The organism is Paracoccus fistulariae, assembly GCF_028553785.1.
GTDB classification, from domain to species: Bacteria; Pseudomonadota; Alphaproteobacteria; order Rhodobacterales; family Rhodobacteraceae; genus Paracoccus; species Paracoccus fistulariae.
In genome coordinates this window covers 1,255,802-1,279,101 of record NZ_CP067136.1, presented here as the reverse complement: position 1 = coordinate 1,279,101, position 23,300 = coordinate 1,255,802, and the positions used below count along the sequence as shown (strand labels likewise).

Genomic DNA, 23,300 nt, shown 5'->3' with positions numbered 1-23,300 from the left:
CTTTCCCGATATTCGAGGAGTTTTGACCATGAATGAACTGCTGGAACCGGGCATGATCGTCCGCCATCCCGACGCGCCCGAATGGGGCGAAGGGCAGGTGCAATCGCGCATAGGAGAAAAAATTACTGTTAACTTCGCTGATGCCGGTAAGCGAGTTATCGATGGTCGTCGTGTTGCCCTCGAGATCGTGTGGTCGTGAGTGTGTTGAGCGGTTTTCCGCTCACATAGATGCAACTTTCAGTTGAGGATTTCAACATGTTTTTCACAAGTTGACGTATAGTAAGTATCGTTCATATTGCAATTTTATGCTGTTACAATTAGACGTTGCGACAGATCGAACGCCCTTTACCCACCGACTGAATGCGCTCTGATAATTCCTTTCTCCAAATCCGTCTGGCCGTGTCAGAGCAGGATTTGATGGCTGCTCAGAGGCTGCGTTATCGCGTCTTTGTCGAAGAGCTTGGCGGCAATGGCACGCTGGTCGATCACGAAAACCGGCTGGAACGCGATGAATTCGATCCCATCGTCGATCACCTCTGCCTGATCGACACGCGCCGCTCGGCTGCGGAACTGGATCATGTGGTCGGCGTCTATCGCCTGCTGCCGGGCGACCGCGCCGCCAGCTTTGGCCGCTTCTATTGCGACAGCGAATATGACCTGACGCCGCTGCGCAAGACCGACCGCAAGGTGCTGGAACTGGGCCGCTCCTGCGTCGATCCCGAGTTTCGTGGCGGCTCGGCGATGTTCCTCTTGTGGAACGCGCTGGCCGATTACGTGCTGGACCACGGGATCGAGATCCTGTTCGGCGTGGCCAGCTTTCACGGCACGGATCCCGCGATGCTGGCACCTTCGCTCAGCTGGCTGCACCACAATGCCCTGGCGCCGCAGGACCTGCGCCCGGTCGCGCGGCCGGACGGGTTTCAGAGCATGGACCTGATTGCGCCCGACCAATTGGACCGGCGCGAGGCGATGGTCGGAATGCCCGCCCTGATCAAGGCCTATCTGCGCCTTGGCGGCTTGGTCGGGCAGGGCGCCTATATCGACCGGGAATTCAATACGACCGATGTTTTTTTGATCATGGATACCAAGGCCATGTCAGAAAAACATCGAAAATTCTACGAAAGCCGCTGGCAGGCGCAATGAGCGACGGGCCCGGAATCGATCCCGGTCGGGGAGAGGCAACATGGCGCGACGGCGCGGCCCCGCCCGTCTATCGACCGCAGGGGGTGCGCGACTGGCTGCGCGTGATCCGGCGCGGCCTGCCTGCGGTGCTGGTTCTGCTGATCGGCGTGATCCTGATCCTGCCCTTGCGCGGGATCGAGCGCCTGTTCTACGGCGCCCGCCGACCCTGGAGCGGACCGCATGTGCAGATCACCTGTCGGCTGACGCTGCTCTGCATGGGTATCGGCTGGCGGCGCGAGGGCGTGCCGATGAACGGGCCCGGCGCGGTTGTGGCAAACCACTCCAGCTGGCTGGATATTCTGACGATGAATGCGGCCATGCCGGTGTTTTTCGTCTCGAAATCCGAGGTCCGCAGCTGGCCCGGTATCAATATCCTGACCCGCGTCACGAACACGCATTTCGTGGTCCGCGATCCGAAACTGGCCCGCGCGCAGGCCGACGAATTCGCCCAACGGGTGCGCGCCGGTCACCGGCTGCTGTTCTTTCCCGAAGGCACGTCCAGCGACGGTCGGCGGGTTCTGCCCTTCAAGCCGACATTGTTTCAGGGGTTTCTGGACCCGGCCCTGCCGACCGGTCTGGCGATCCAGCCGCTGACGGCCACCTATCTTGCGCCGGAAGGGCAGGATCCGCGTTTTTATGGCTGGTGGGGCGATATGGACCTTGGGCCGCATCTTTTGTCGGTGCTGGCGGTGCCGAAACAGGGGCAGGTGGTGATCCGGCTTCTGGCGCCTGTTCCGGTACGCGGCCACAGCCGCAAGACGCTTGCGGCGGCCTGCGAATTGGCGGTGCGCGACGGGCATCAATCGGCTATCATGGCTGCCTGAGCCGGACTTGAAGATGCCTGATCGCCACAATATGTGGTATGATCAAATCCCGACATTGCCAAGGAATGCAGGATGAGCCGTTTCGCCGCCCCGATCGCCGAACAAATCTGGGATATGAAATACCGGATGAAGGACGCGCAGGGGCAGCCCGTGGATGCGACGGTAGAGGACAGCTGGCGCCGCGTCGCCCGCGATCTGGCTGCCGTCGAAAACGACCCCTCGCTGTGGGAAGACCGCTTCTATCACGCGCTGGAGGATTTCAGGTTCCTGCCGGCGGGCCGCATTCTGGCCGGTGCGGGGACGGGGCGAGATGTGACGCTGTTCAACTGCTTTGTCATGGGCACCATTCCCGACAATATGGGCGGCATCTTCGACATGCTGCGCGAGGCTGCGCTGACCATGCAGCAGGGCGGTGGCATCGGCTATGATTTCAGCACCATCCGTCCGAAAGGGGCCGAGGTGAAGGGCGTTGCCGCCGATGCTTCGGGGCCGCTCAGCTTCATGGATGTCTGGGATTCCATGTGCCGCACGATCATGTCCGCGGGCAGCCGCCGTGGCGCGATGATGGCCACCATGCGCTGCGATCATCCCGACATCGAGGATTTCATTGCGGCCAAACAGGACAGTGCCCGGCTGCGGATGTTCAACCTGTCGGTGCTGGTCACCGATGATTTCATGCAGGCGGTCAAGGACGATACAGGCTGGGATCTGATATTCGGCGGCAAGGTCTACCGCACCCTGCCTGCGCGCGATCTGTGGAACCGGATCATGCGCGCGACCTATGACTATGCCGAGCCGGGCGTGATCTTCATCGACCGGATCAATCAGCAGAACAACCTGTCCTATGCCGAGGTGATCTCGGCCACCAATCCCTGCGGCGAACAGCCTTTGCCGCCCTTTGGTGCCTGTCTGCTGGGCTCGGTCAATCTGGCGCGGCTGGTCAGCGATCCCTTTACGCCACAGGCGCGGCTGGATCTGGCGGCGCTGGACGATCTGGTGCGCGTGGCCATCCGGATGATGGATAATGTCGTCGATGCCAGCAAGTTTCCCCTGCCGCAGCAACTGGCCGAGGCACAGGCCAAGCGCCGCATCGGTCTGGGGGTGACGGGGCTGGCCGATGCGCTGTTGATGCTGGGGCTGCGCTATGGCGCGCCGGAGGCCGTCGATCAGACGCGGGACTGGATGAAGGCCATCGCCCGCGCCGCCTATCTGGCCAGTACCGATCTGGCGAGAGAGAAGGGCGCCTTTCCGCTGTTTGACGCCGATGCCTATCTGGCGTCGGGTTTCATGCAGCGCATGGATCAGGATGTGCGCGACGCCGTGCGCGAACATGGGATCCGCAACGCCTTGCTGACCAGCATCGCGCCCACCGGCACGATCAGCCTTTATGCCGGGAATGTCTCGTCCGGGATCGAGCCGGTTTTTGCCTTCGCCTATACCCGGAAAGTGCTGCAAAAGGACGGCAGCCGGACCGAGGAAGAGGTTGTGGATTATGCCGTCCAGATGTGGCGTGACCTCTATGGCGACGCGCCCTTGCCGGATTATTTCGTGAACGCCCAGACCCTGGCGCCGCTGGACCATGTCGCGATGCAGGCTGCCGCGCAGGACTGGGTGGACAGTTCTATCTCGAAGACCATCAACTGTCCCGAGGATATTGGCTTCGAGGAGTTCAAGGATGTGTATCTGGCGGCCTGGGATCAGGGCTGCAAGGGCTGCACCACCTATCGGCCGAATGATGTGACCGGCAGCGTGCTGTCGGTCAGCGAACAGGCCGATGCCACGCCCGAGGCCGATCAGGGGGCCGATGTTGTCTACCTGACGGAACCGCTGGACCGTCCCGGCACGCTGGACGGCGCGACCTACAAGCTGAAATGGCCGGGCAGCGAGCACGCGATCTACATCACCATCAACGATATCGTGCAGTCGGGCCACCGCCGCCCCTTCGAAATCTTCATCAATTCCAAGAATATGGAGCATTTCGCCTGGACCGTGGCGCTGACGCGCATGATCTCGGCCGTGTTCCGGCGCGGCGGGAATGTCAGCTTTGTCGTTGAAGAGTTGAAGGCCGTTTTCGATCCGCGTGGCGGGGCGTGGATGCAGGGGCGCTACGTCCCCTCGATCCTCGCGGCCATCGGCGGCGTGATCGAGCGGCATATGATCGAGACCGGTTTCCTCAGCGGCGAGGGGATGGGCCTGAAATCCGATCCGACTGCGGATGCCGTCGCGGTCGGCGAGCGCCCCCGAGGCCCGGCCTGCCCGAATTGCGGCCAATATGGCATGCAGATGGCCGAAGGCTGTATGACCTGCCCAAGCTGCGGCTATTCGAAATGCGGGTGATGCAAATGCTTCGGCAACATCGCGACATGTGAGGGTCGCAACTTTGCCATATGTAAAATATGAAGATGATTTTGGCTGGGGCGGTAGGATTCGAACCTACGGTACACGGTACCAAAAACCGTTGCCTTACCACTTGGCTACGCCCCAACTGTGGGAGGGTGTCTAGCCAACACGATCAGAGGGTGCAAGTCGAAAAATGCGAAAACTTGCGTGACCTGCGCCACCCCGATATGCGGCGCTGATGGAGCATGCTGATATCGTCATTCTGGGGGCCGGAGCGGCCGGATTGTTCTGCGCAGGTTCGGCGCTGAGGCCGGGGCGGCGGGTCGTCGTTCTGGACCACGCGACCCGGCCCGGAGAGAAGATCAGGATCTCGGGCGGGGGGCGGTGCAACTTCACGAATATGGCCACCGCGCGGGATCGGTTCCTGTCGCAGAACCCGCGATTTGCCGCCAGCGCGCTGTCACGCTATCGCCCGCAGGATTTCGTCGATCTGGTGGATCGGGCCGGGATCGCCTGGCACGAAAAAACGCAGGGGCAGCTGTTTTGCGACGGCAAGGCCACGCAGATCATCGACATGCTGCTGAACCGCATGCGCGGCGCGGATCTGCGTCTTGGCGCGCAGATCGGGGCGCTGCGCCACAGTGGTGATCGCTTTGAACTGGGCGTGGATGGTCAGATGATGACGGCGGATCGCGTGATCGTTGCCACGGGCGGCAAGTCGATTCCCAAGATGGGGGCGACGGGGCTGGCCTATGATCTGGCGCAGCAATTCGGCCTGCGTCTGGTCGAGACGCGGGCCGGGCTGGTGCCGCTGACATTCGCCGAGCAGGATCTGGCGCTGTGCCGCCCGCTGGCCGGGATCTCGGTCGAGGCGCAGATCACCCATCAGGGCGGTCGGTTCCGTGATGCGCTGCTGTTCACGCATCGCGGGCTGAGCGGACCGGTGATCCTGCAGATCTCCAGCTTCTGGCGGGCCGGAGAGTTTTTGACCATCGATCTGGCGCCGGGCCGGAATATCGCCGAGGCGCTGAAGCAGCAGCGTGGGCAGGGCGGACGGATGGCGGTGGCAACGGCGCTGTCGCATCTGCTGCCCGACCGGCTGGCGGCGGCAATCGCGGCCGAGCAGGGGCTGACCGAGGCGCGGCTGGCCGATCAGCCCAACACGCGGCTAGACGAACTGGGCGCGCGGATCAACCGCTGGCAGATCCGGCCGGTCGGCACCGAAGGCTATCGCACGGCAGAGGTCACGCTGGGCGGCATCGACACCCGCGATCTGGACGCAAAAACCATGCAGGCGCGTCAGGTGCCGGGGCTGTATTTCATCGGCGAATGCGTCGATGTGACGGGCTGGCTTGGCGGCTATAATTTCCAATGGGCCTGGGCATCGGCGGATGCGGCGGGGCGCGCGGATTAACCGCCCTGCGGATTGCGGGTCGGGGCAGGGGTCAGCAGGTTGCGGCCATCATCGACGCGTTCGCGGTCGACCATCTGCTCGAAGGCCTCATCCGGGGAAAGATCAAAGGCCCGTTCGCGGCGCTGCGGTTTCGTCTGCGGCTTGTCGGCATCTGCCGCTGCGCTGTCGCTGCCCTCAAGCTGGACGCGGTGCACGATCTCGGGCACGGCAAAGCCCGCATCCTCCATCGCGCGGTGCAGCCTGCGAAACGCCTCGCCCCGTGCCAGGTCGAAATCGGTGCCCTCTTGCGACACCCAGCCACCGGCGCGGACCAGGATCATATCGTGATTGGCGCCCGCCGGTTCCAGCCAGGCGACGGGTTCGGGCCGTTTCAGCACGAAATCCATGGCCGCCATCGTCTTGACGGCCAGATCGCGCGCCTGCCACAGGTCGGCGGCCGGGTCCACGGCCAGATCCACCAGAAACCGCCGCTCGGGGTTGCGGGTGTAGTTGATGATGACCGCCTTGTAGATGATCTGGTTCGGGATGCGGATGTGATTGCCGTCCAGCGTCAGCAAAGAGGTGCCCCGGCTGGTCATGCGAATGACGCGGCCGCGCAGGGTGTTCACCTCGATCAGATCGTTGGGATTGAAGGGCTGACGCAGGGACAGGATCAGCGTTGCGACGAAATTCTCGATCGTGTCGCGCGAGGCGAAGCTGAGCGAGAGGCCAAAGATACCTGCCGCACCCAGAAGGGTGCCCAGCAGCGCGCCCGCCTCCATCAGGTCCAGCGCCACGACCAGCGCCACCACCCATGAGGTCAGGCGGATGGTCTGGGCCAGAAAATCCGCGATGAAGGGGTTCGGGGTCAGATGCTCGATCGTCTTGCGCCGCCGCGAGATCCAGCCCCCCAGCAGCACAATGACCGCGCCGACGGCAAGTCCCAGTGCCACAAAGGGCAAGCCGGCGACAATCGTGTTCAGACGCTGCTCAAAGCGTTCGCGCACATTTTCCAGCCGGGCGCCGATATCGGTGGAGAGCACGACCTTGTTTTCCACCGCGACGACCCCGTCCACGCGGTAGATCAGGTCTTCCAGCCGGGAAATGGTCGATTGTTCGGTCACCTCGCCGGTCAGCGTTACCACGCCAGCCCGCACGCGCGCATCAATGGCCGAAAAGGTCGGGACCTGATTAAGGATCCCGTTGATGCGAGAGCGGATGGCGAAATCCGTCGCCGGACTGTTGCTGACCGAGATCGTGGACCCGGGCGCTTCCGAGGTTCCAGCATCGTCGCGCGCCTCTGCGCTGGCCATTGTGGCCAGCGACAGCAGGGTGATCAGCAGGGTGGTCCGAAGAAGCCGCCAGACAATCATGCCATGACGGGGTTTTCTTTGGCGATCCGGTCGAATTTCATCAGCGAGGCGACAAGCCCCGGCATCTTGTCCAGATAGATCATGTTCGGCCCGTCCGAGGGCGCGTTATCCGGATCCTGATGCGTTTCGATAAAGACGCCGGCGACGCCGATCGACACCGCCGCGCGGGCCATGACCGGCGCGAATTCCCGCTGTCCGCCCGAGGATCCGCCCTGTCCGCCCGGCTGCTGCACCGAGTGGGTGGCGTCCATGATCACCGGATAGCCGGTGCGGGCCATGATCGGCAGCGAGCGCATATCCGCGACCAGCGTGTTATAGCCAAAGCTGGCGCCGCGTTCGGTCAGCAGGATCTTGTCATTGCCGGTCGAGGCGACCTTGTCGGCGACATTGGGCATGTCCCAGGGGGCCAGGAACTGGCCCTTCTTGATATTGACCACGGCGCCGCTGCGGCCGGCGGCCAGCAGCAGGTCCGTCTGACGCGACAGGAAAGCCGGGATCTGGATCGCATCGACAAATTCCGCCGCGCGGGTGGCCTGTTCAAGATCATGCACATCGGTCAGCACCGGACAGCCAAGCCGTTCGCGGACAGTGGCCATCATATGCAGCCCTTCTTCGATCCCGATGCCGCGCTTGCCGCCCAACGAGGTGCGGTTGGCCTTGTCATAGCTGGCCTTGAACACATAGCTGGCGCCTTCGCGGGCGCAGATTTCTGCCATGGTTTCCCCGATCATCAGCGCATGATCCAGCGTTTCCAACTGGCAGGGACCGGCGATGACGGTCAGCGGCAGGTCATTGCCACAGGTGATATTGCCGATTGGCACGTGTTTTTGCGCTGTCATGTCGAAACCTGTTCGCGAAGAATGGATGCTGTCAGAGACAACATAAGATAAATTCCGGAAAATATAAGGAAGGCCACCAGCGTATTCTGAAACGCCTTGGGATAGGTGGCCTCATCCGGCGGGACAGGCGTAATCGAAAGCGACAGGTAGCGCACCTGCTTATTCGCCTCGATCCGGGCGGCTTCCATCTGGGCGGCGGCGGCGGCCAGCAATTCCTGACGTGTGGTCAATTCGCTTTCCGCGATCCGCAATTCGCCGCTGATCTTGGCCAGAGAGTTGCGGCTGTCATCATCCTGCGTCAGTTGCTGCCGCGTATTCGCGATCATGGTTTCCAGCCGGGTGATATCGCCCTGCACGGCGGTGACACGGCTTTGCAGCGGTCGCGAATTGGCCTGAAGCTGTCCAAGTTCCAGCCGCTTTTCGGCCAGCTGACCCTCCAGCGTGGCGATCTGGTTCATCACCACCGTGCCCTCCGCGACCGGATCCAGAACGCCCAGCGATTGCTGCAATTCCTGCACGCGTTCCTGCGCCGCGATCACCTTGTCCTCGGCATCCTGATAGACTTGCACGGCGCCCTGCATCTGATCTTCGCGCAGGCGGGCGGTCATCTGGTCCACCCGCGCCTCGGCATAGCGGATCAGCGCGCCCGAGAACTCCTCGCTCAGTTCCGGGGTGGGCGCGATCACCTCCATATCGATCATGCCTTCGGTCGGGTCATAGCCGATTTTCACCGATTTCTGGTAAAGGCGGTATGTCTCCTCATTCGTGGCATCCATGGGAAGCCGCTTCAGCGGGTCGATCTCCGGCCCCTGGAAGGCGGTGCGAAAGCCCATATCGGCGTCCAGCCGCAGCATGGCGTCGCGCGATGACAGGTAGTTCTGGACGCTGACGGCATCGGTATTGGCCTGCAACCCGGCAATCGCATTCCCTTCGCCGCCCAGACCGCTGACGCTGGCGAACTGGATCTGGAACTGCGAATGCGTGGCGTAAAGCGGCGTAGCGATGCGGAAATAATAATAGCCTGCGATGATCGTTGGCAGCAGCACCAGCAGCAGAAGCCGCATCGTCAGGAACATCATCCGCCGCCGGCGGCGCCGCGCGATATCGCGCTGGATCCGGTAGATCTCGGCGGCCCGGCGTTCCTCGTCCAGCGTATCGCGAGAGGGCAGGCCGACATTGGCAGCCGTCGGCAAAGGCATGGGCGCCGCCGGCCCGGGGCGCAGCGCGGGTGCCTGCTGCGAGGGGCGGGCCTGCGATTTGCTGCCCTCGGACGACAGGATCTGGCCCAGGGCTGCGCGATGCGAGGGGTCTATGCCCCGCTCTCGCAGGCGCAGAACGGCCTCTTCATCGGACTCGACCTGAATATGGTTCAGCGCCGCGATGCGCCGGGCGATGCGCAATTGCCGCTGCGACAGCTTTTCGTCGCGGATCGCGGCCAGCTTCGCGTCCAGATCCTCTTCATCCGGGCCGGTCTGCGCGGGCGGGGCCTGATCGGATGCCTTCTTTTCCGCTGCATCCGCCGCCGCGCGCAGGCCGCCCAGACCGTCATCCACCGGATCGGTGCGCATGAAACGCGCGCGCCGGGCCTCTTCATCGTTGGCCCGTGCACCTTCTGATGGCGATTTGCCCGCTGCGGGCGGCGCGGCAGGCGGCTCTGCGGCTTTCTTCTGCACCTCGACCCGGATGCGCGGATCGGCCGCGGGCGGGGCTGATGCCGGTGCCTGCTGGCCGGGCTGCACGGCCTCGTCAGCCGAGATGTGAAAGCGGCGGGCCTTAGGCAGAGAAGTCATAATATTGCTTTGCTTCTTCCAGGGATTCGAAGTGATACAGCCGCCCATCCCGCAGGATCGCGGCCGAATCGCAGAATTTTTCGATCGTGGTCGGCTGGTGCGAGACGATCACCACGGTGGATTTGCTCAGCCGTTCGTACAGGACCGAGCCTGCCTTGCGGTTGAATTCCACATCGGTGGTCTGCGGCATGCCCTCATCGATCAGATAGATGTCGAATTCCAGCGACAGCATCAGCGAAAAGTTGAAGCGCTGCCGCATCCCCGCCGAATAGGTGCCCACGGGCCGGTCGAAATATTCGTCAATATCGGTCAGCCAGCGCGCGAAGGCGGCCACGTAATCGGGGTCCAGCCCATAGAGCCGGGCGATATAGCGCGCGTTTTCATTGGCCGACAGGCGCGCGACCAGCCCACCCATGAAGCCCAGAGGAAAGGAAATGCGGCTGGTGCGCCGGATTTTGCCCTCATCGGGTTTTTCCAGCCCGCACATCATGTTCATCAGCGTTGTCTTGCCCGTGCCATTGGGCGCAAGGATGCCGATGGAATTGCCGGGTTCGACACGGAAGGAAGCGCGGTCAAGGATCACCTTGCGCCGCGTGCCGGTCCAGAAGGACTTGGAGACATTGTCAAACTCCAGCATGGGTGCCGATACCGTCCTGTTCATTCCCGGGGCAGGCAGAAAGCCGCCATGTGATGGCCTTACCCATATGTATGTGGCCAGCTTCTGTCCAGAATTACGCCAGTGATGCCAGATGACAGATGGGTGTGTCACCCTTCTTTCGCACAGCATTTTCACTAGATGAGAGAGATGTCCGACCTTCAGCACCGCATCCGCGACTGTCACCTTTGTGAAACGCGCTTTGCCGCGACCGCCACGCGGCACCGTCCAAGGCCCGTCGTCTGGTTCCGCCCGGGCGCGCGGATTTTGATCGTGGGGCAGGCGCCGGGCCTGCGCGTGCATGAAAGCGGCAGGCCGTTCACCGACCGATCTGGCGACAGGCTGCGCGAGTGGATGGCGGTGGATGAGGCCAGTTTCTATGACCGCGACCGCATCGCCATCGTGCCAATGGCCTTCTGCTTTCCGGGCTATGATGGCAAGGGCGCGGATCTGCCGCCGCCGCCGATCTGTGCCGCGACATGGCGTCGGCAGGTCATGGATCTGCTGAAGCCCGATCTGACATTGCTGGTGGGCGGCCACGCGATGCGCTGGCATCTGGGTGCACGCAATGTCACCGAGACCGTGGCAGGCTGGCGCGATCATGCCCCGGCGGTTTTTCCCCTGCCGCATCCGTCATGGCGCAATACCGGCTGGCTGAAACGCAATCCGTGGTTTCAGGCCGATCTGCTGCCTGAATTGCGGGCGGCGGTGGCGGCACATCTGTAAGCGCGATTGCACAAGCCCGCGTTCGGCGCTACATGCGCGGGCATGGATAACCGCCCCGAATTGCCACCCGAAATCGCCCGCCGCCGGACCTTTGCGATCATCTCGCATCCCGACGCCGGTAAGACCACGCTGACCGAAAAGTTCCTGCTTTACGGTGGTGCCATCCAGATGGCCGGTCAGGTCCGCGCCAAGGGCGAGGCACGCCGGACCCGTTCGGACTTCATGAAGATGGAACAGGATCGCGGGATTTCGGTCTCGGCCTCGGCCATGTCCTTCGACTTCGACAGCTACCGCTTCAACCTTGTCGATACGCCCGGCCACAGCGATTTTTCCGAAGACACCTATCGAACGCTGACGGCGGTGGATGCCGCGGTCATGGTCATCGACGGCGCCAAGGGCGTGGAAAGCCAGACCCGCAAGCTGTTCGAGGTCTGCCGTCTGCGCGATCTGCCGATCCTGACCTTCTGTAACAAGATGGATCGCGAAAGCCGCGATACGTTCGAGATCATCGACGAGATTCAGGAAAACCTTGCCATCGACGTGACGCCGGCGAGCTGGCCGATCGGGGTGGGGCGCGACTTCATCGGCTGCTATGACATGCTGAACGACCGTCTGGAACTGATGGATCGCGCCGACCGCAACAAGGTGGCCGAGTCGATCAAGATCGAGGGGCTGGACGATCCGCAACTTGACCAGCACATCCCCGCCGATCTGCTGGAAAAGCTGCGTGAAGAGGTCGAGATGGCGCGGGAATTGCTGCCCGCCTTTGACCGGAAATCGGTGCTTGAGGGGCATATGACCCCGATCTGGTTCGGCAGCGCCATCAACAGTTTCGGCGTGCGCGAGCTGATGAAGGGCATTGCGACATTCGGCCCCGAGCCGCAGCCGCAAAACAGCGCCGACCGCGAAATCGCGCCCGAGGAAAAGAACGTCACCGGCTTCGTTTTCAAGGTTCAGGCGAATATGGACCCCAAGCATCGCGACCGGGTCGCCTTCGTGCGTCTGGCCTCGGGCCATTTCGAGCGTGGGATGAAGCTGCTGCATGTGCGGTCGAAAAAGCCGATGGCGGTGTCGAACCCGGTGCTGTTTCTGGCCGCCGACCGTGAACTGGCCGAAGAGGCCTGGGCCGGCGATATCATCGGGATCCCGAACCACGGGCAGCTGCGCATCGGCGACGCGCTGACCGAGGGCGAGGCGCTGCGCTTTACCGGCATCCCCTCTTTCGCGCCGGAATTGCTGCAATCGGTGCGCGCGACCGACCCGATGAAGGCCAAGCATCTGGAAAAGGCGCTGATGCAATTCGCCGAAGAGGGCGCGGCCAAGGTGTTCAAGCCCTCGATCGGGTCCGGCTTCATCGTCGGCGTTGTCGGCGCCCTGCAATTCGAGGTTCTGGCCAGCCGGATCGAGCTGGAATACGGCATCCCCGTCCGCTTCGAACCCAGCCAGTTCACCAGCGCCCGTTGGGTCAATGGCCCCAAGGACAAGGTCGATGCCTTTGCCAATGCCAATAAAGGACATCTGGCACATGATCACGACGGCGATCTGGTGTACCTGACGCGTCTGCAATGGGATATCGACCGGGTCGAGCGTGACTATCCCGACGTCACCCTGACCGCGACCAAGGAAATGATGGTCTAACGCGCCGCGATCCCTGCCGCGCGCAAGAAAGAACCCGCCACGACGCGTGTCATGGCGGGTTAATACACCAGATCGAAACCGTATCAGAGGGTTTCACGACCACAGGGGCCTTGCGGGGAAACCTCTGGGGGTGTTGGTCCGATCTGGTATGGGGGGGCGTGGTCAGGCGACGGTGGCATCCATCGTGATTTCGGCCTTCATCAGCTTCGAGATCGGGCAGCCTGCCTTGGCTTGCTGGGTCAGCTCCTCGATCTTGGCCTTGTCGCCATCGCCGGACACCTTGGTGGTCAGATGCACCTTGGTCACGGTGAAGCCCTCACCATCCTGTTCCAGCGTGACGGCCGAGGTCGTCTCGATCTCGATCCCGCCGATCCCGGCTTCGGTCATCATCAGCGACAGTGCCATCGAAAAGCACGAAGCATGTGCAGCCCCGATCAGCTCTTCGGGATTGGTGCCGGGCTTGTCTTCAAAGCGGGTATTGAACCCGTAGGGTTGATCCGACAGGGCGCCCGACTGCGTTGACACGCTGGCCGTGCCCTCTTTGATGCTGCCATGCCACTTGGCTGAACCCTTGCGCGTGATACCTGCCATAATCGTACCTCCTGTCAGATGAGATTGTCAGCAGGTACAACGCGGCCCGCTTGCCGCGGTTTCGCCATCCGCGAAAAAATCGGATCGCGCTGTCAGGCGGTCAAAGTCCCAGCAGGCGCTGATGTTCCGCGATGGCATAGCGGTCGGTCATGCCCGCGACATAGTCCAGCACGATCCGCGCCCGGCGGGTTTTATCGGGGGCGTCCGTGGCCTCTGCGCCCCAGTCACCGGGCATCTGCGCCGGATCGTTCAGGAACAGCGGGAACAGGTCATTCAACATCGCCGTGACGCGAACCCGCTCATCCACGACCGAGGGCGCGCGGTACATGCGCGCAAAGAGGAACGACTTGATGGCCTTGATATTCTGATAAAGCGGCTTGGAAAACCGGATGATCGGGCCGTCCATATCGCGGATATCCTGGGCCGAGGCCGGTTGCAGGCTCAGCAGGCGGTTCTGGGCGACGGCGATGACATCCTCGACCATGACGCCAAAGACGCGGCGCAGCGCCTCGTGCCGGCGGCGGTCGGGGTCCAGCCCGGGGTGGCGGTCATCGACCTCGGCAAAGGCGGGGCCGACGACGGGCAGCTCGGCCAGATCGTCTTCGGTAAACAGGCCCGCGCGCAACCCGTCATGCAGATCGTGATGGTTATAGGCGACGTCATCGGCCACGGCGGCGACCTGCGCCTCGGCGCTGGCATTGGTGTGCAGCTCCAGATCCCATTCGGCATTCACCTCGGCCAGCGCATAGGGTAGGGGACCCAGAACCGGGCCATTATGCTTGGCGATGCCCTCAAGGCTTTCCCATGTCAGGTTCAGCCCGTCGAAATCGGCGTAATGCCGTTCCAGCCGGGTGACGATGCGCAGCGCCTGGGCGTTATGGTCAAAGCCGCCATAGGGGGCCATCAGCGCCGCAAGGGCGTCCTCGCCGGTATGGCCAAAGGGAGGGTGGCCCAGATCATGGGCCAGCGCCACCGACTCGGCCAGATCGGTATTCAGGTTCAGCGCCCCGGCAATGGTGCGGGCGACCTGCGCGACCTCGACCGTATGTGTCAGGCGGGTGCGAAAGTAATCGCCGCGATAGGCGTCGCCCTCTTGCTCGACAAAGACCTGCGTCTTGTGCTTCAGCCGCCGAAAGGCGCTGGAATGGATGATCCTGTCCCGGTCGCGCTGCCACGGAGAGCGGAAGGTCGACAGTTGTTCGGCATGCAGCCGACCGCGGCTGTCATCGGGATGGCAGGCATAGGGGGCGAATGAGGACACGGGCGGGCAAAGCCTTCCTTGCGGGACATGCCGGTGGAACCTATATTCCTTATCCACAGACGAAAACGGGAACGCCCCATGAACTTGCCTCCGAAAGTAACCGAACGAGCCTTTGCCCGGCTGGCGGAGATCAGCGAAAACGGCGAAACGCGCCCCCTGCGGGTCGCGGTCGCGGGCGGTGGCTGTTCGGGGTTCCAATACGATATCCGTTTCGACGACCCCGAATCCGACGATCTGGTGCTGGAAGGTGGCGGTCAGCGGGTGGTGGTCGATCCGGTCTCGCTGCCCTATCTGGCGGGCGCGGTGATCGATTTTTCCGATGAGCTGATCGGCGCGCGTTTCGTGATCGACAATCCCAATGCCTCATCAAGCTGCGGCTGCGGGACCTCCTTTTCGATCTGATCCCTTAGCCGCAGACGATTTCGCGCAGCGCCCGGTCGGGTTCCAGATAGCGCAATTCGCCCCAGAACTCGCCCTGACCATTGCCCGCAAGCAACGAGGCGATTTCCCGGTTTGCGCCCTCCCACCCGCGCAGGATCCTGTTCAGGCTTGCCATCTGACACTGATCCTGCCGCCGGATCTGGGCCACGCGCATCTTGCCGTTCCGCTCGATCAGGGTGATCACATGGCCGCGCCGCCGGGTCATGCCCGCGCCAAATTCCAGCGGCTCTGGCATATAGGTCCATTCGGTCGCATCCCCGAACAGCTGGTCTTCGCCCTGCCAGTCGCGGCCATGGGCAAAGCGGATCGCCCAGCGGCCCGGCGGGACCAGCAGGCGAAAGGTCTTGCCGCCGTGGATATAGCCCGTCATCACCGCCTGATCGCTGTCCGTATCGGCGATCTGGATCAGGTAATCCTTGCCGGGAAAGGTCTTGACCACCAGCGGCAGCGTCGCGGGCAGGCCGCTGCGGTTCCACATCAGACCGGCACGCGGACGCTCTTGCGCCAGCCCGGGCGGGGCGACGGCCAGCGACAATAGCAGGGCAAGAAGAAATCGATACATCAGCCTATCCTATCCACTGTCAGAATAGGACGAATTGCGCCAAAGGTCAGCCCGGCATCGGTTGCCAATCCGCCTTGCGCTGATAAAGATACCGTCATGAAAATCGCGACATTCAATATCAACGGCATCAAGGCCCGGATTCAGGCGCTGACCGACTGGCTGGCGGGATCGGATGCCGATGTCGTCGTGCTGCAGGAAATCAAGTCGGTCGATGAGAATTTCCCGCGCGCGCATTTCGAGGATCTGGGCTGGACGGTCGAGACGCATGGCCAGAAGGGTTTCAACGGCGTCGCGATCCTGTCCCGGCTGCCGCTCGAGGATATCATGCGCGGCCTGCCCGGCGACGACAGCGATGAGCAGGCCCGCTATATCGAGGCGACGGTGATCGGCGATCAGGCCGTCAGGATAGCGGGGCTGTATCTGCCCAATGGCAATCCCGCGCCGGGGCCGAAATACGACTACAAGCTGGCCTGGATGGAGCGTCTGGCCGCCCGCGCCGCAGAACTGCGGGCCAGTGAGATGCCGGTGGTGATGCTGGGCGATTACAATGTCATCCCCGAGCCGCGCGATGCCGCCAATCCGCAGAACTGGACCGATGACGCGCTGTTCCGTCCCAAAAGCCGCGCGGCCCTGCGCCGGATCGAATGGGCGGGCTGGATCGATGCCGTGCGCCTGCGCGATCCGTGGGCTATGCGCGGACCCTTTACCTTCTGGGATTATCAGGCAGGCGCGTGGAACAAGGATGACGGCATTCGTATCGACCATCTGCTGCTGTCGCCACAGGCCGCCGATCTGATGGTCGATGTGGGCGTCGACAAGGACGCGAGGGCCGGGGAAAAGCCCAGCGACCACGTGCCTGTCTGGATCCGCCTGGCCGCCTGATCGCGGGTCTTAGTCCAGTACCAGCACGCCGCTGTGCTTGGCCATATCCTCGGGCTCGACATGGATGGTGATCTGCGCTTCGGGCAGGCGGGATTTCAGCGCCGCCTCGATCCGGTCGCAGATCTGATGGGCATGCTCGACCGTCGTCTGTCCGTCCACGACCAGGTGGAAATCAATAAAGGTGACGCTGCCCGCGTGGCGGGTGCGCAGGTCATGCACCTCGATGGCGCCGGTGGCGTGATCGGAGATGGTGTCGCGGATCGCGGTCAGGCTGGATTCGGGCACGGCCTCGTCCATCAGGCCCGACAGCGATGCGACCATCAGCTTCCATCCCGACCACAGGATATTCAGCGCCACGATGGCGGCCAGCAGCGGATCAAGGATCGCCCATCCCGTCGCAATCGCCAGGACAAGGCCCAGCAGCACCCCGCCCGAGGTGATCACATCGGCCAGCAGGTGCCGCCCATCCGCGACAAGAGCCGGGGATTTCAGCCGCCGTCCCTGCCGCAGCAGCAGCCCGCACCACAGTGCGTTCAGCCCGCCCGCCGCCGCATTGATCAACAGGCCGGGCAGGGGCGCGTCGGGCAATTGCGGCTCCATGAAGCCGTGATAGGATTCGCGCAGGATCAGCAGCGCGGCGATGATGATCATCACCCCTTCCAGCACGGCACTGAAGAATTCGGCCTTGTGATGCCCATAGGGATGGCCGTGATCTGCGGGCTTGGCGGCCACCCGGATTGCAATCAGCGCGGCAATGGCCGTCGCCACATTCACCGTGCTTTCCATCGCATCCGACAGCAGCGCGACAGAACCCGTCAGCCACCATGCCAGCGTCTTCAGCGCCAGCACGATCAGTCCGACAAAGATGCTTCCGATTGCGATCCTGATCGTGACTGACATGGGCGTGGGCCTTTGGCACGTGGCGCTGCAAGAGGCCACGATCTGGCAGATCGGGATGTGAATCTCAACCGCCGCGCGACGTGTTTTGGGCAGGATTCGGCGGAAATGCGCAGGTTTTTCCGCCAGTTGAGACGGGTTCGCAAGGATCTTGCGAGCCATTCTCACGGGCGCGAGATTGCGGCCTGACAGACCCGGATGCGATGGCCATCTGCAGGCAAGGGAAAACGGCCCAATCGGCCGCGCACGATTGAGAAAGCGATCTGGCTGATCAGGGCGGGGATCATGCAGTGGGGGCGGGACAGGTCCGGTCTGTCCCGCCGGTATCACACCGGATCAGTCGCCGTCATTGCGAACGTCGTCATCCTGACCGAAACGGGCGTCGTCGTCATATTCGTCTTCGCCCTCGCCGACATATTTCGAACTGAGCGCGATGGAATGATTGTCGTGAATGGGATCCATCACGACATCCGACGGGATTTCGCCGCGCAGCCATTCGCGCAGCTCTTCCTTGACTTCGGCATTGTCCTGCCCGGTCACGTCAACAAGATACTTGATAAAGGCACGCTGGTCGCCGCCGATGTCATCCAGTTCGGTTTCATCGACATCAGGCCATTTTTCCTGGATCGCCTCGTAAAAGGCGGGCCAGTTTTCTTCGACGTGGTGCCACTTCATCAGTAGGTTCTCCCTCCCAATCCGGTCTGGGCCCATGTGGCCATCCCGGTAATGTCTTCACCTACGCCAGCGACCGTATTGCATCCGGCCAAAAGGGCGCAGGCAATGATTGCGCCGATCACTATTTTCATCACTCTGCCTCCTGCCACCACAGCTCGGGCATGAAGCCCGGCCAATCTCCGTATAAGGGTGTGCGGCCAACAGGATAGAGCAGCTTTGACGAATGGGCCAGACGTGACGTCGGCGAGAAACTGATCGGGATCACATACCGACCCGCTGTCAGCACACGATCCAGGGCCCTGACGGCAGAAGTAAAATCTTCGGGAGTTTTGGAATTCACGATCTCGGTGATGATCGTTTCGGCGGCGTGGCTTTTCATCCCCATCCAGTTGCGGCTGCCCGGCTGATCTGCGGCCGCGCTGCCCCAATAGAGCATCTGTTCATTGCCGGGCGACAGCGACAGGGCGCGTTCATACCAGGCCATGTCGAACTGAAAATTCCGGGTGCGTTCGATATATTGCGCGGAATCCAGCAGCGAGACGCGGGCCTCGATGCCCAGACGCCGCAGGCCATCGATGAACAGATCGGCGATCTGCTGCGTCTCGGATGAGGTCCGCATGGCGGTGCCCGACTGGTTCAGCAGGATCTCGAAGCGGAAGGGATTGCCTGCGGCATCGCGCAGCCTGCCGTCCTGAATGGTCCAGCCCGCCTGTTCCAGCAGTTCCATGGCGCGGCGCATGCCCTTGCGGTCAATCGGACCCTCGGCACCCCTGGGCAGGCTGTAACCTTCGATCGTGCCTGGCAGCAGGTCATCGGCAAAGGGGCGCAACAGGTCGGCCACGCGGCCTTCGGCAGGGCCGGGCTGCATCGCCAGATCCGAATTCGAGAAATAAGAGGTGATCCGCGGTTCTTTCCCGGCATTCAGCGTGGCGTTGATGAACTGGAAATTGAACGCCTCGATCATCGCTTCGCGCACGCGCCAGTCGGCAAAAAGCGGGTGGCGGGTGTTCATCACCAGACCGATGATGCCCGAGGGGCGCTGGTTCGGGATCTCGGTCTTGACGACCTCGCCCTGCTTCGCGCGGGGAAAGTCATATTGCGTCTCCCATTTCTGCGGGGACAATTCGCGCCAGATATCGGCCTCGCCTGCCTTGAAGGCCTCGAACATGGCATTGGCATCGCCGTAATAGTCGTAGCGGATGGCGTCGAAATTATGCTGCCCGCGATTCACCGGCAGATCCTTGCCCCAGTAATCGGGATTGCGCCGGAAGGTGATCGAGCGGCCGGGATCGACCTGATCGATCACATAGGCGCCCGAGCCGATGGGCACTTCCAGCCCCGATTGCGCGAAATCCTTGCCCTGCCATTGCGCCTTTTTCAGAATCGGGCGCATGCCCAGCAGCATGGCCAGTTCGCGGTCATCGGTGTTGAAGGTGAACCGGAGGCTGCGCGGGCCGGTCTGTTCCATCGTCTCGACCTTGGACCAGACACCGTGATAGCGCGGATGCCCCTGCGTCCCCAGGGTTTCATAGGACCACATCACGTCCTCGACCGTGACCGGGCTGCCATCGGAAAACCGCGCCTCGGGGCGGAGGGTGAATTCAACCCACTGGCGATTCTCATCCGTCTCGACGGATTCGGCCAGAAGACCGTAAAGCGTAAAAGGCTCATCAATAGAGCGATACATCAGCGACTCGGCCACATGCACGCCGACGCCCCAGGCCGCGTTGCCCTTTAACACCCATGGTTTGAGGGAATCGAAGCTGCCGGGTTCAGCCAGGCGAATCGTGCCGCCTTTCGGGGCATCGGGATTCGCGTAGGGCAGGGATTCGAAGCCCGATTCCAGAGCAGGTTTTCCATACATTGCAATGCCATGCGCGGGATCGGCAAGGGTTGTCAGCGGCATTGATGCAACACCCGCCAGCGCCAGCGCCAGATATGTAAAAACACGTCCGGTCGCGCATTTGTTAAGGATTTTGAAGATTCGCATTGCCCGCCGCCCAGCTATTCTTGTTGTCGACCCGATATCAACAATCAGACTCTGCGAGCGTCAATGCCGCCGGGGAAATCGATGTTGGACTCGGGCGGCGCTTCGCGTATAAATAACTCACTGCTCGATAGGTTTCTTGCCTGTATGAAACCTGCCTCATGACTTGCGCCCGCCTTGTGCGGGCGCTTTTTTTGGTCGCCTGTCGCGCGTAAAAAATTCGTGTTGCAACATTTCCGGGGCAGGTGCGTTAGGCGGGATGCGGGCGATGCGGCCTGCCGTGACATATTCGGGCTTCACACCGCGTCAGGCGGGGCTAGTCTGCCACCAAGCCTGAACTTCTGGAGGATTCATGTTCGAGACATTTCTGCGCGGCAAAACCGCGGTTGTGACGGGTTCCAATTCGGGAATCGGACTGGGCATCGCCCATCAGCTTGCCGCCGCCGGTGCGGATGTGGTGCTGAACAGCTTTACCGACAACAAGGAAGACCACGATCTGGCGGAAGAGCTGGGCCGGAAACACGGCGTCACCGCCCGCTATATCAAGGCCGATATGTCCAAGCCCGAGGAATGCCGCGCCCTGATCGATAAGGCCGGGAAATGCGATATTCTGGTCAATAACGCGGGCATCCAGCATGTCGCCCCGATCCCCGATTTCCCGGTCGAGAAATGGGACGCGATCATTGCAATCAATCTGAGTTCGGCCTTTCACACGACGGCCGCCGCGCTGCCCAAGATGCGTGCAGCAGGCTGGGGGCGGATCGTCAATGTCGCCTCGGCCCATGGTCTGACAGCGAGCCCGTTCAAATCGGCCTATGTCTCGGCCAAGCACGGGATTGTCGGGCTGAGCAAGGTGACGGGTCTGGAAACCGCGAAAGAGCCGATCACCTGCAATGCGGTCTGCCCGGGCTATGTGCTGACGCCGCTGGTTGAGGCGCAGATCCCCGACACGATGAAGGAATACGGGATGGAGCGCGATGAGGTGATCGAGAAGGTCATGCTTGAACGCCAGCCCTCGAAGGAATTCGTCACGGTCGAGCAATTGGGCGATACGGTCGTGTTTCTGTGCAGCGATGCGGCGGCGCAGATCACCGGCACCTCGATCAGCGTGGATGGCGGCTGGACCGCGCTGTAACTGCCCTCGGCGCTTTTGGCGGGGGCGGGTGCCTCCGGCGGGGATATTTCGGCAAAGAAGAAAGGGCGTGGTCTTGCGGGGCCGCGCCCTTGTCATTTTTCGGGGCGGATTTCCGTCAGCTGCAGCCTTTGCAGAAGCTTTGGATGCGCGCGATGGCGTCGGAGAGCTGGGCATCGCTGGTGGCATAACTGATGCGGAAATGCGGGCTGAGGCCGAAGGCCGCGCCGAAGACCACCGCGACGCCGGTTTCTGTCAGCAAGGCATTGGCGAAGGCCTCATCATCCGTGATGGTCGTGCCGCCAGCGGAGGTTTTGCCGATCAGATCTTTGATCGAGGGGTAGACATAGAAGGCGCCCTGCGGTGTCGGGCAGTCGATACCGCGGCAGTCGTTCAGCCCGGCCACGACCAGATCCCGGCGGCGCTGGAAGACCGCGCGGCTGTCATGGATGTAGTCCTGGGGACCGGTCAGCGCGGCCTCGGCCGCGTATTGGCTGATCGAGCAGGGGTTCGAGGTCGATTGCGATTGCAGCTTTGCCATGGCCTTGATCAGCGGCGTGGGCGCGGCGCCATAGCCGATGCGCCAGCCTGTCATGGCATAGGCCTTGCTGACGCCATTCATGGTCAGCACGCGGTCCTTCAGCGCCGGTTCGACCTGTGCCGGGGTGACGAATCGGAAATCGTCGAAGACCAGATGTTCGTAGATATCGTCCGACAGGATCCATATATCCGGATGCCGCATCAGGATATCGGTCAGCGCCTTCATCTGATCGCGGTCATAGGCCGCCCCTGACGGGTTCGAGGGTGAATTCAGGATCAGCCATTTGGTGCGCGGGGTGATCGCCGCCTCCAGCGCCTCTGGCGTCAGGCGGAAGCCCTGTTCCAGGCTGCATTCGACGATGACCGGCGTGCCGCCGGCCAGCAGGACCATATCGGGGTAGCTGACCCAATAAGGGGCGGGGATGATCACCTCGTCGCCTTCGTCCAGCGTGGCCATCAGGGCATTGAACAGGATCTGTTTGCCGCCCGTGCCGACGGTGATTTGGGCGGGATCGTAATCAAGACCGTTTTCACGCTGGAATTTGGCGCAGATCGCCTGTTTCAGCGAGGCGGTGCCATCGACGGCGGTATAGCGGGTCTGGCCTGCATCGATGGCAGATTTTGCCGCCTCGCGAATATTGGCTGGGGTGTCGAAATCCGGCTCTCCGGCAGAGAGGCTGATGATATCGCGGCCCTCGGCGCGCAGTTCGGCGGCGCGAGTGGTCATTGCGATGGTGGGGGACGGTTTTATCCGTGCCATGCGGTCAGACAGAAACGCCATGATCGGCCTCGTCGGTTTGAACTGTGGACGACTATGGCTTACGCTTGCGCGACAGAACCCACAAGCGAGGCAACGATGTCCGATTACGGTTACGGCCCGGCAGAGGCGACGCTGGGCGACCGGCTGACCGCAGCACGGGAGGCCGCCGGTTTCACCGTGGAGCAGCTGGCAGAGCGGCTGGACCTGGGCGGCGTCACGATCGAGGAATGGGAGGCCGATCAATCCGCCCCGACAGATGACGGGCTGGGCCGGGTTGCGAAGATGCTGGATGTCTCGGTCGGCTGGCTGCTGAACGGGGAAGGGGCGGGCTTGACCTCGGACAGCGATGCAAGCACTGCTGCGGCCGAGTTGCAGGAATTGCGCCGCGTACTGCAGGATGCGCTGCATCGCCTGTCGCGGCTGGAAGGGAAGTTGGGTGATGGATAAGGCCACGGAAAGCCATGAGACGCGGATGCGGCGGCTGAAGCTGCGCAGCTGGCGGCGGGGGATGAAGGAAATGGACCTGCTGCTGGGACATTTTGCGGATGGCCCGCTGGCGGATCTGTCCGCGCCCCAGTTGGACGCCTTTGAGGCGATGATGAATGAGAACGATCAGGATCTGTATCTGTGGATCACGGCCCGCGTGAATGGCGGCCCGAACCGCGGTCCTGCCGGGATCTCGTCGATTCTGGATCTGGTTGCCGAACATGCGGCGCAGCGTCTGCGGGATGCCGGGTAAAATTTTCGGCATTCGCTTCGGAAACTTCTGTCGAATTAACTGAAGATTCGCTTCTTTCCGCCAAACCTGTCTC

The 23,300-nt window shown here is 62.5% G+C and carries 23 protein-coding genes and 1 tRNA gene; 12 read left to right on the top strand and 12 right to left on the bottom strand.

Annotated features, from left to right (window positions below; all coding sequences use genetic code 11):
* The first annotated feature begins 28 nt into the window (after positions 1-28).
* The 4 genes from JHX87_RS06355 to JHX87_RS06340 all read left to right on the top strand — a co-directional run bounded on the left by JHX87_RS06355 (position 29) and on the right by JHX87_RS06340 (position 4,343).
* A complete protein-coding gene (locus tag JHX87_RS06355; RefSeq protein ID WP_271883304.1) occupies positions 29-199 on the top strand; it encodes a DUF3553 domain-containing protein in 171 nt (56 codons plus the stop codon).
* 161 nt (positions 200-360) lie between these two features.
* Positions 361-1,143, top strand: a complete 783-nt coding sequence (olsB, locus tag JHX87_RS06350) for an L-ornithine N(alpha)-acyltransferase (RefSeq protein ID WP_271883302.1) — start codon at positions 361-363, stop codon at positions 1,141-1,143.
* The gene (gene olsA / locus JHX87_RS06345; protein ID WP_271883300.1) at positions 1,140-2,006 is read left to right on the top strand and encodes a lyso-ornithine lipid O-acyltransferase; all 867 of its coding nucleotides are present in this window, start codon (positions 1,140-1,142) and stop codon (positions 2,004-2,006) included. The genes olsB and olsA overlap by 4 nt, the downstream gene beginning before the upstream one ends.
* Before the next feature lie 72 nt (positions 2,007-2,078).
* The gene (locus JHX87_RS06340) at positions 2,079-4,343 is read left to right on the top strand and encodes an adenosylcobalamin-dependent ribonucleoside-diphosphate reductase (protein WP_271883297.1); all 2,265 of its coding nucleotides are present in this window, start codon (positions 2,079-2,081) and stop codon (positions 4,341-4,343) included.
* A 72-nt stretch (positions 4,344-4,415) separates the two neighbouring features.
* Here the strand turns inward: JHX87_RS06340 and JHX87_RS06335 are convergent.
* Positions 4,416-4,490, bottom strand: a tRNA-Gln gene (locus JHX87_RS06335).
* 94 nt (positions 4,491-4,584) lie between these two features.
* Here JHX87_RS06335 and JHX87_RS06330 point away from each other — a divergent pair.
* Complete coding sequence (locus tag JHX87_RS06330) at positions 4,585-5,760, top strand: BaiN/RdsA family NAD(P)/FAD-dependent oxidoreductase (RefSeq protein ID WP_271883295.1); 1,176 nt, start codon at positions 4,585-4,587, stop codon at positions 5,758-5,760.
* Here JHX87_RS06330 and JHX87_RS06325 read toward each other — a convergent pair.
* From JHX87_RS06325 to JHX87_RS06310, 4 genes are read right to left on the bottom strand one after another with little or no spacing between them, the layout of a single operon-like run.
* The gene (locus tag JHX87_RS06325; RefSeq protein WP_271883294.1) at positions 5,757-7,112 is read right to left on the bottom strand and encodes a mechanosensitive ion channel domain-containing protein; all 1,356 of its coding nucleotides are present in this window, start codon (positions 7,110-7,112) and stop codon (positions 5,757-5,759) included. The genes JHX87_RS06330 and JHX87_RS06325 overlap by 4 nt on opposite strands.
* Entirely contained in the window at positions 7,109-7,951 is an 843-nt protein-coding gene (gene kdsA, locus JHX87_RS06320) for a 3-deoxy-8-phosphooctulonate synthase (RefSeq protein WP_271883292.1), read from the bottom strand. Before kdsA ends, JHX87_RS06325 begins: the two co-directional genes overlap by 4 nt.
* Positions 7,948-9,741 carry a KpsE/RkpR family capsule polysaccharide export protein gene (locus JHX87_RS06315; RefSeq protein ID WP_271883290.1) on the bottom strand — a complete coding sequence of 598 codons (1,794 nt, stop codon included), beginning with the start codon at positions 9,739-9,741 and terminating at the stop codon, positions 7,948-7,950. The genes kdsA and JHX87_RS06315 overlap by 4 nt, the downstream gene beginning before the upstream one ends.
* Positions 9,725-10,378: an ABC transporter ATP-binding protein gene (locus tag JHX87_RS06310; protein ID WP_271883288.1), complete on the bottom strand. Its 654-nt coding sequence runs from the start codon at positions 10,376-10,378 to the stop codon at positions 9,725-9,727. The genes JHX87_RS06315 and JHX87_RS06310 overlap by 17 nt, the downstream gene beginning before the upstream one ends.
* Positions 10,379-10,546: 168 nt before the next feature.
* Between JHX87_RS06310 and JHX87_RS06305 the strand changes: the two genes are divergently transcribed.
* Positions 10,547-11,122 (top strand): uracil-DNA glycosylase family protein, encoded by a 576-nt coding sequence (locus JHX87_RS06305; protein ID WP_271883286.1) that lies wholly within the window; start codon positions 10,547-10,549, stop codon positions 11,120-11,122.
* A 42-nt stretch (positions 11,123-11,164) separates the two neighbouring features.
* Positions 11,165-12,760, top strand: coding sequence for a peptide chain release factor 3 (locus JHX87_RS06300; protein ID WP_271883285.1), 1,596 nt, complete (start codon positions 11,165-11,167; stop codon positions 12,758-12,760).
* A 162-nt stretch (positions 12,761-12,922) separates the two neighbouring features.
* Here the strand turns inward: JHX87_RS06300 and JHX87_RS06295 are convergent, their stop codons facing one another.
* Complete coding sequence (locus JHX87_RS06295; protein ID WP_271883283.1) at positions 12,923-13,351, bottom strand: OsmC family protein; 429 nt, start codon at positions 13,349-13,351, stop codon at positions 12,923-12,925.
* A 100-nt stretch (positions 13,352-13,451) separates the two neighbouring features.
* Positions 13,452-14,612 carry a deoxyguanosinetriphosphate triphosphohydrolase gene (locus JHX87_RS06290; protein WP_271883282.1) on the bottom strand — a complete coding sequence of 387 codons (1,161 nt, stop codon included), beginning with the start codon at positions 14,610-14,612 and terminating at the stop codon, positions 13,452-13,454.
* A 78-nt stretch (positions 14,613-14,690) separates the two neighbouring features.
* Between JHX87_RS06290 and JHX87_RS06285 the strand changes: the two genes are divergently transcribed.
* Positions 14,691-15,014: a HesB/IscA family protein gene (locus tag JHX87_RS06285; protein ID WP_271883281.1), complete on the top strand. Its 324-nt coding sequence runs from the start codon at positions 14,691-14,693 to the stop codon at positions 15,012-15,014.
* A gap of 4 nt (positions 15,015-15,018) precedes the next feature.
* On the opposite strand, the gene JHX87_RS06280 is transcribed toward JHX87_RS06285, so the two are convergent.
* Complete coding sequence (locus tag JHX87_RS06280) at positions 15,019-15,615, bottom strand: hypothetical protein (protein WP_271883279.1); 597 nt, start codon at positions 15,613-15,615, stop codon at positions 15,019-15,021.
* Between the two features lie 96 nt (positions 15,616-15,711).
* On the opposite strand from JHX87_RS06280, the gene xth reads away from it, so the two are divergent.
* Positions 15,712-16,497: an exodeoxyribonuclease III gene (gene xth / locus JHX87_RS06275; protein WP_271883278.1), complete on the top strand. Its 786-nt coding sequence runs from the start codon at positions 15,712-15,714 to the stop codon at positions 16,495-16,497.
* Between the two features lie 9 nt (positions 16,498-16,506).
* On the opposite strand, the gene JHX87_RS06270 is transcribed toward xth, so the two are convergent.
* From JHX87_RS06270 to JHX87_RS06260, 3 genes are all read right to left on the bottom strand, one after another.
* Complete coding sequence (locus JHX87_RS06270) at positions 16,507-17,397, bottom strand: cation diffusion facilitator family transporter (protein ID WP_271883277.1); 891 nt, start codon at positions 17,395-17,397, stop codon at positions 16,507-16,509.
* A 333-nt stretch (positions 17,398-17,730) separates the two neighbouring features.
* On the bottom strand, positions 17,731-18,069 hold the full coding sequence (locus tag JHX87_RS06265) for a hypothetical protein (protein WP_271883275.1): 339 nt from the start codon (positions 18,067-18,069) through the stop codon (positions 17,731-17,733).
* Positions 18,070-18,199: 130 nt separating this feature from the next.
* Positions 18,200-20,059 (bottom strand): extracellular solute-binding protein, encoded by a 1,860-nt coding sequence (locus JHX87_RS06260; protein ID WP_377776014.1) that lies wholly within the window; start codon positions 20,057-20,059, stop codon positions 18,200-18,202.
* Positions 20,060-20,408: 349 nt separating this feature from the next.
* On the opposite strand from JHX87_RS06260, the gene JHX87_RS06255 reads away from it, so the two are divergent.
* Positions 20,409-21,191, top strand: a complete 783-nt coding sequence (locus JHX87_RS06255; protein ID WP_271883273.1) for a 3-hydroxybutyrate dehydrogenase — start codon at positions 20,409-20,411, stop codon at positions 21,189-21,191.
* Positions 21,192-21,306: 115 nt separating this feature from the next.
* Here JHX87_RS06255 and JHX87_RS06250 read toward each other — a convergent pair whose 3' ends face one another.
* The gene (locus JHX87_RS06250) at positions 21,307-22,509 is read right to left on the bottom strand and encodes a pyridoxal phosphate-dependent aminotransferase (RefSeq protein WP_271883271.1); all 1,203 of its coding nucleotides are present in this window, start codon (positions 22,507-22,509) and stop codon (positions 21,307-21,309) included.
* A 75-nt stretch (positions 22,510-22,584) separates the two neighbouring features.
* Between JHX87_RS06250 and JHX87_RS06245 the strand changes: the two genes are divergently transcribed.
* Together JHX87_RS06245 and JHX87_RS06240 are read left to right on the top strand one after the other, a co-directional pair.
* Complete coding sequence (locus JHX87_RS06245; RefSeq protein WP_271883269.1) at positions 22,585-22,935, top strand: helix-turn-helix domain-containing protein; 351 nt, start codon at positions 22,585-22,587, stop codon at positions 22,933-22,935.
* A complete protein-coding gene (locus JHX87_RS06240; protein ID WP_271883267.1) occupies positions 22,928-23,227 on the top strand; it encodes a succinate dehydrogenase assembly factor 2 in 300 nt (99 codons plus the stop codon). The genes JHX87_RS06245 and JHX87_RS06240 overlap by 8 nt, the downstream gene beginning before the upstream one ends.
* Positions 23,228-23,300 lie beyond the last annotated feature (73 nt).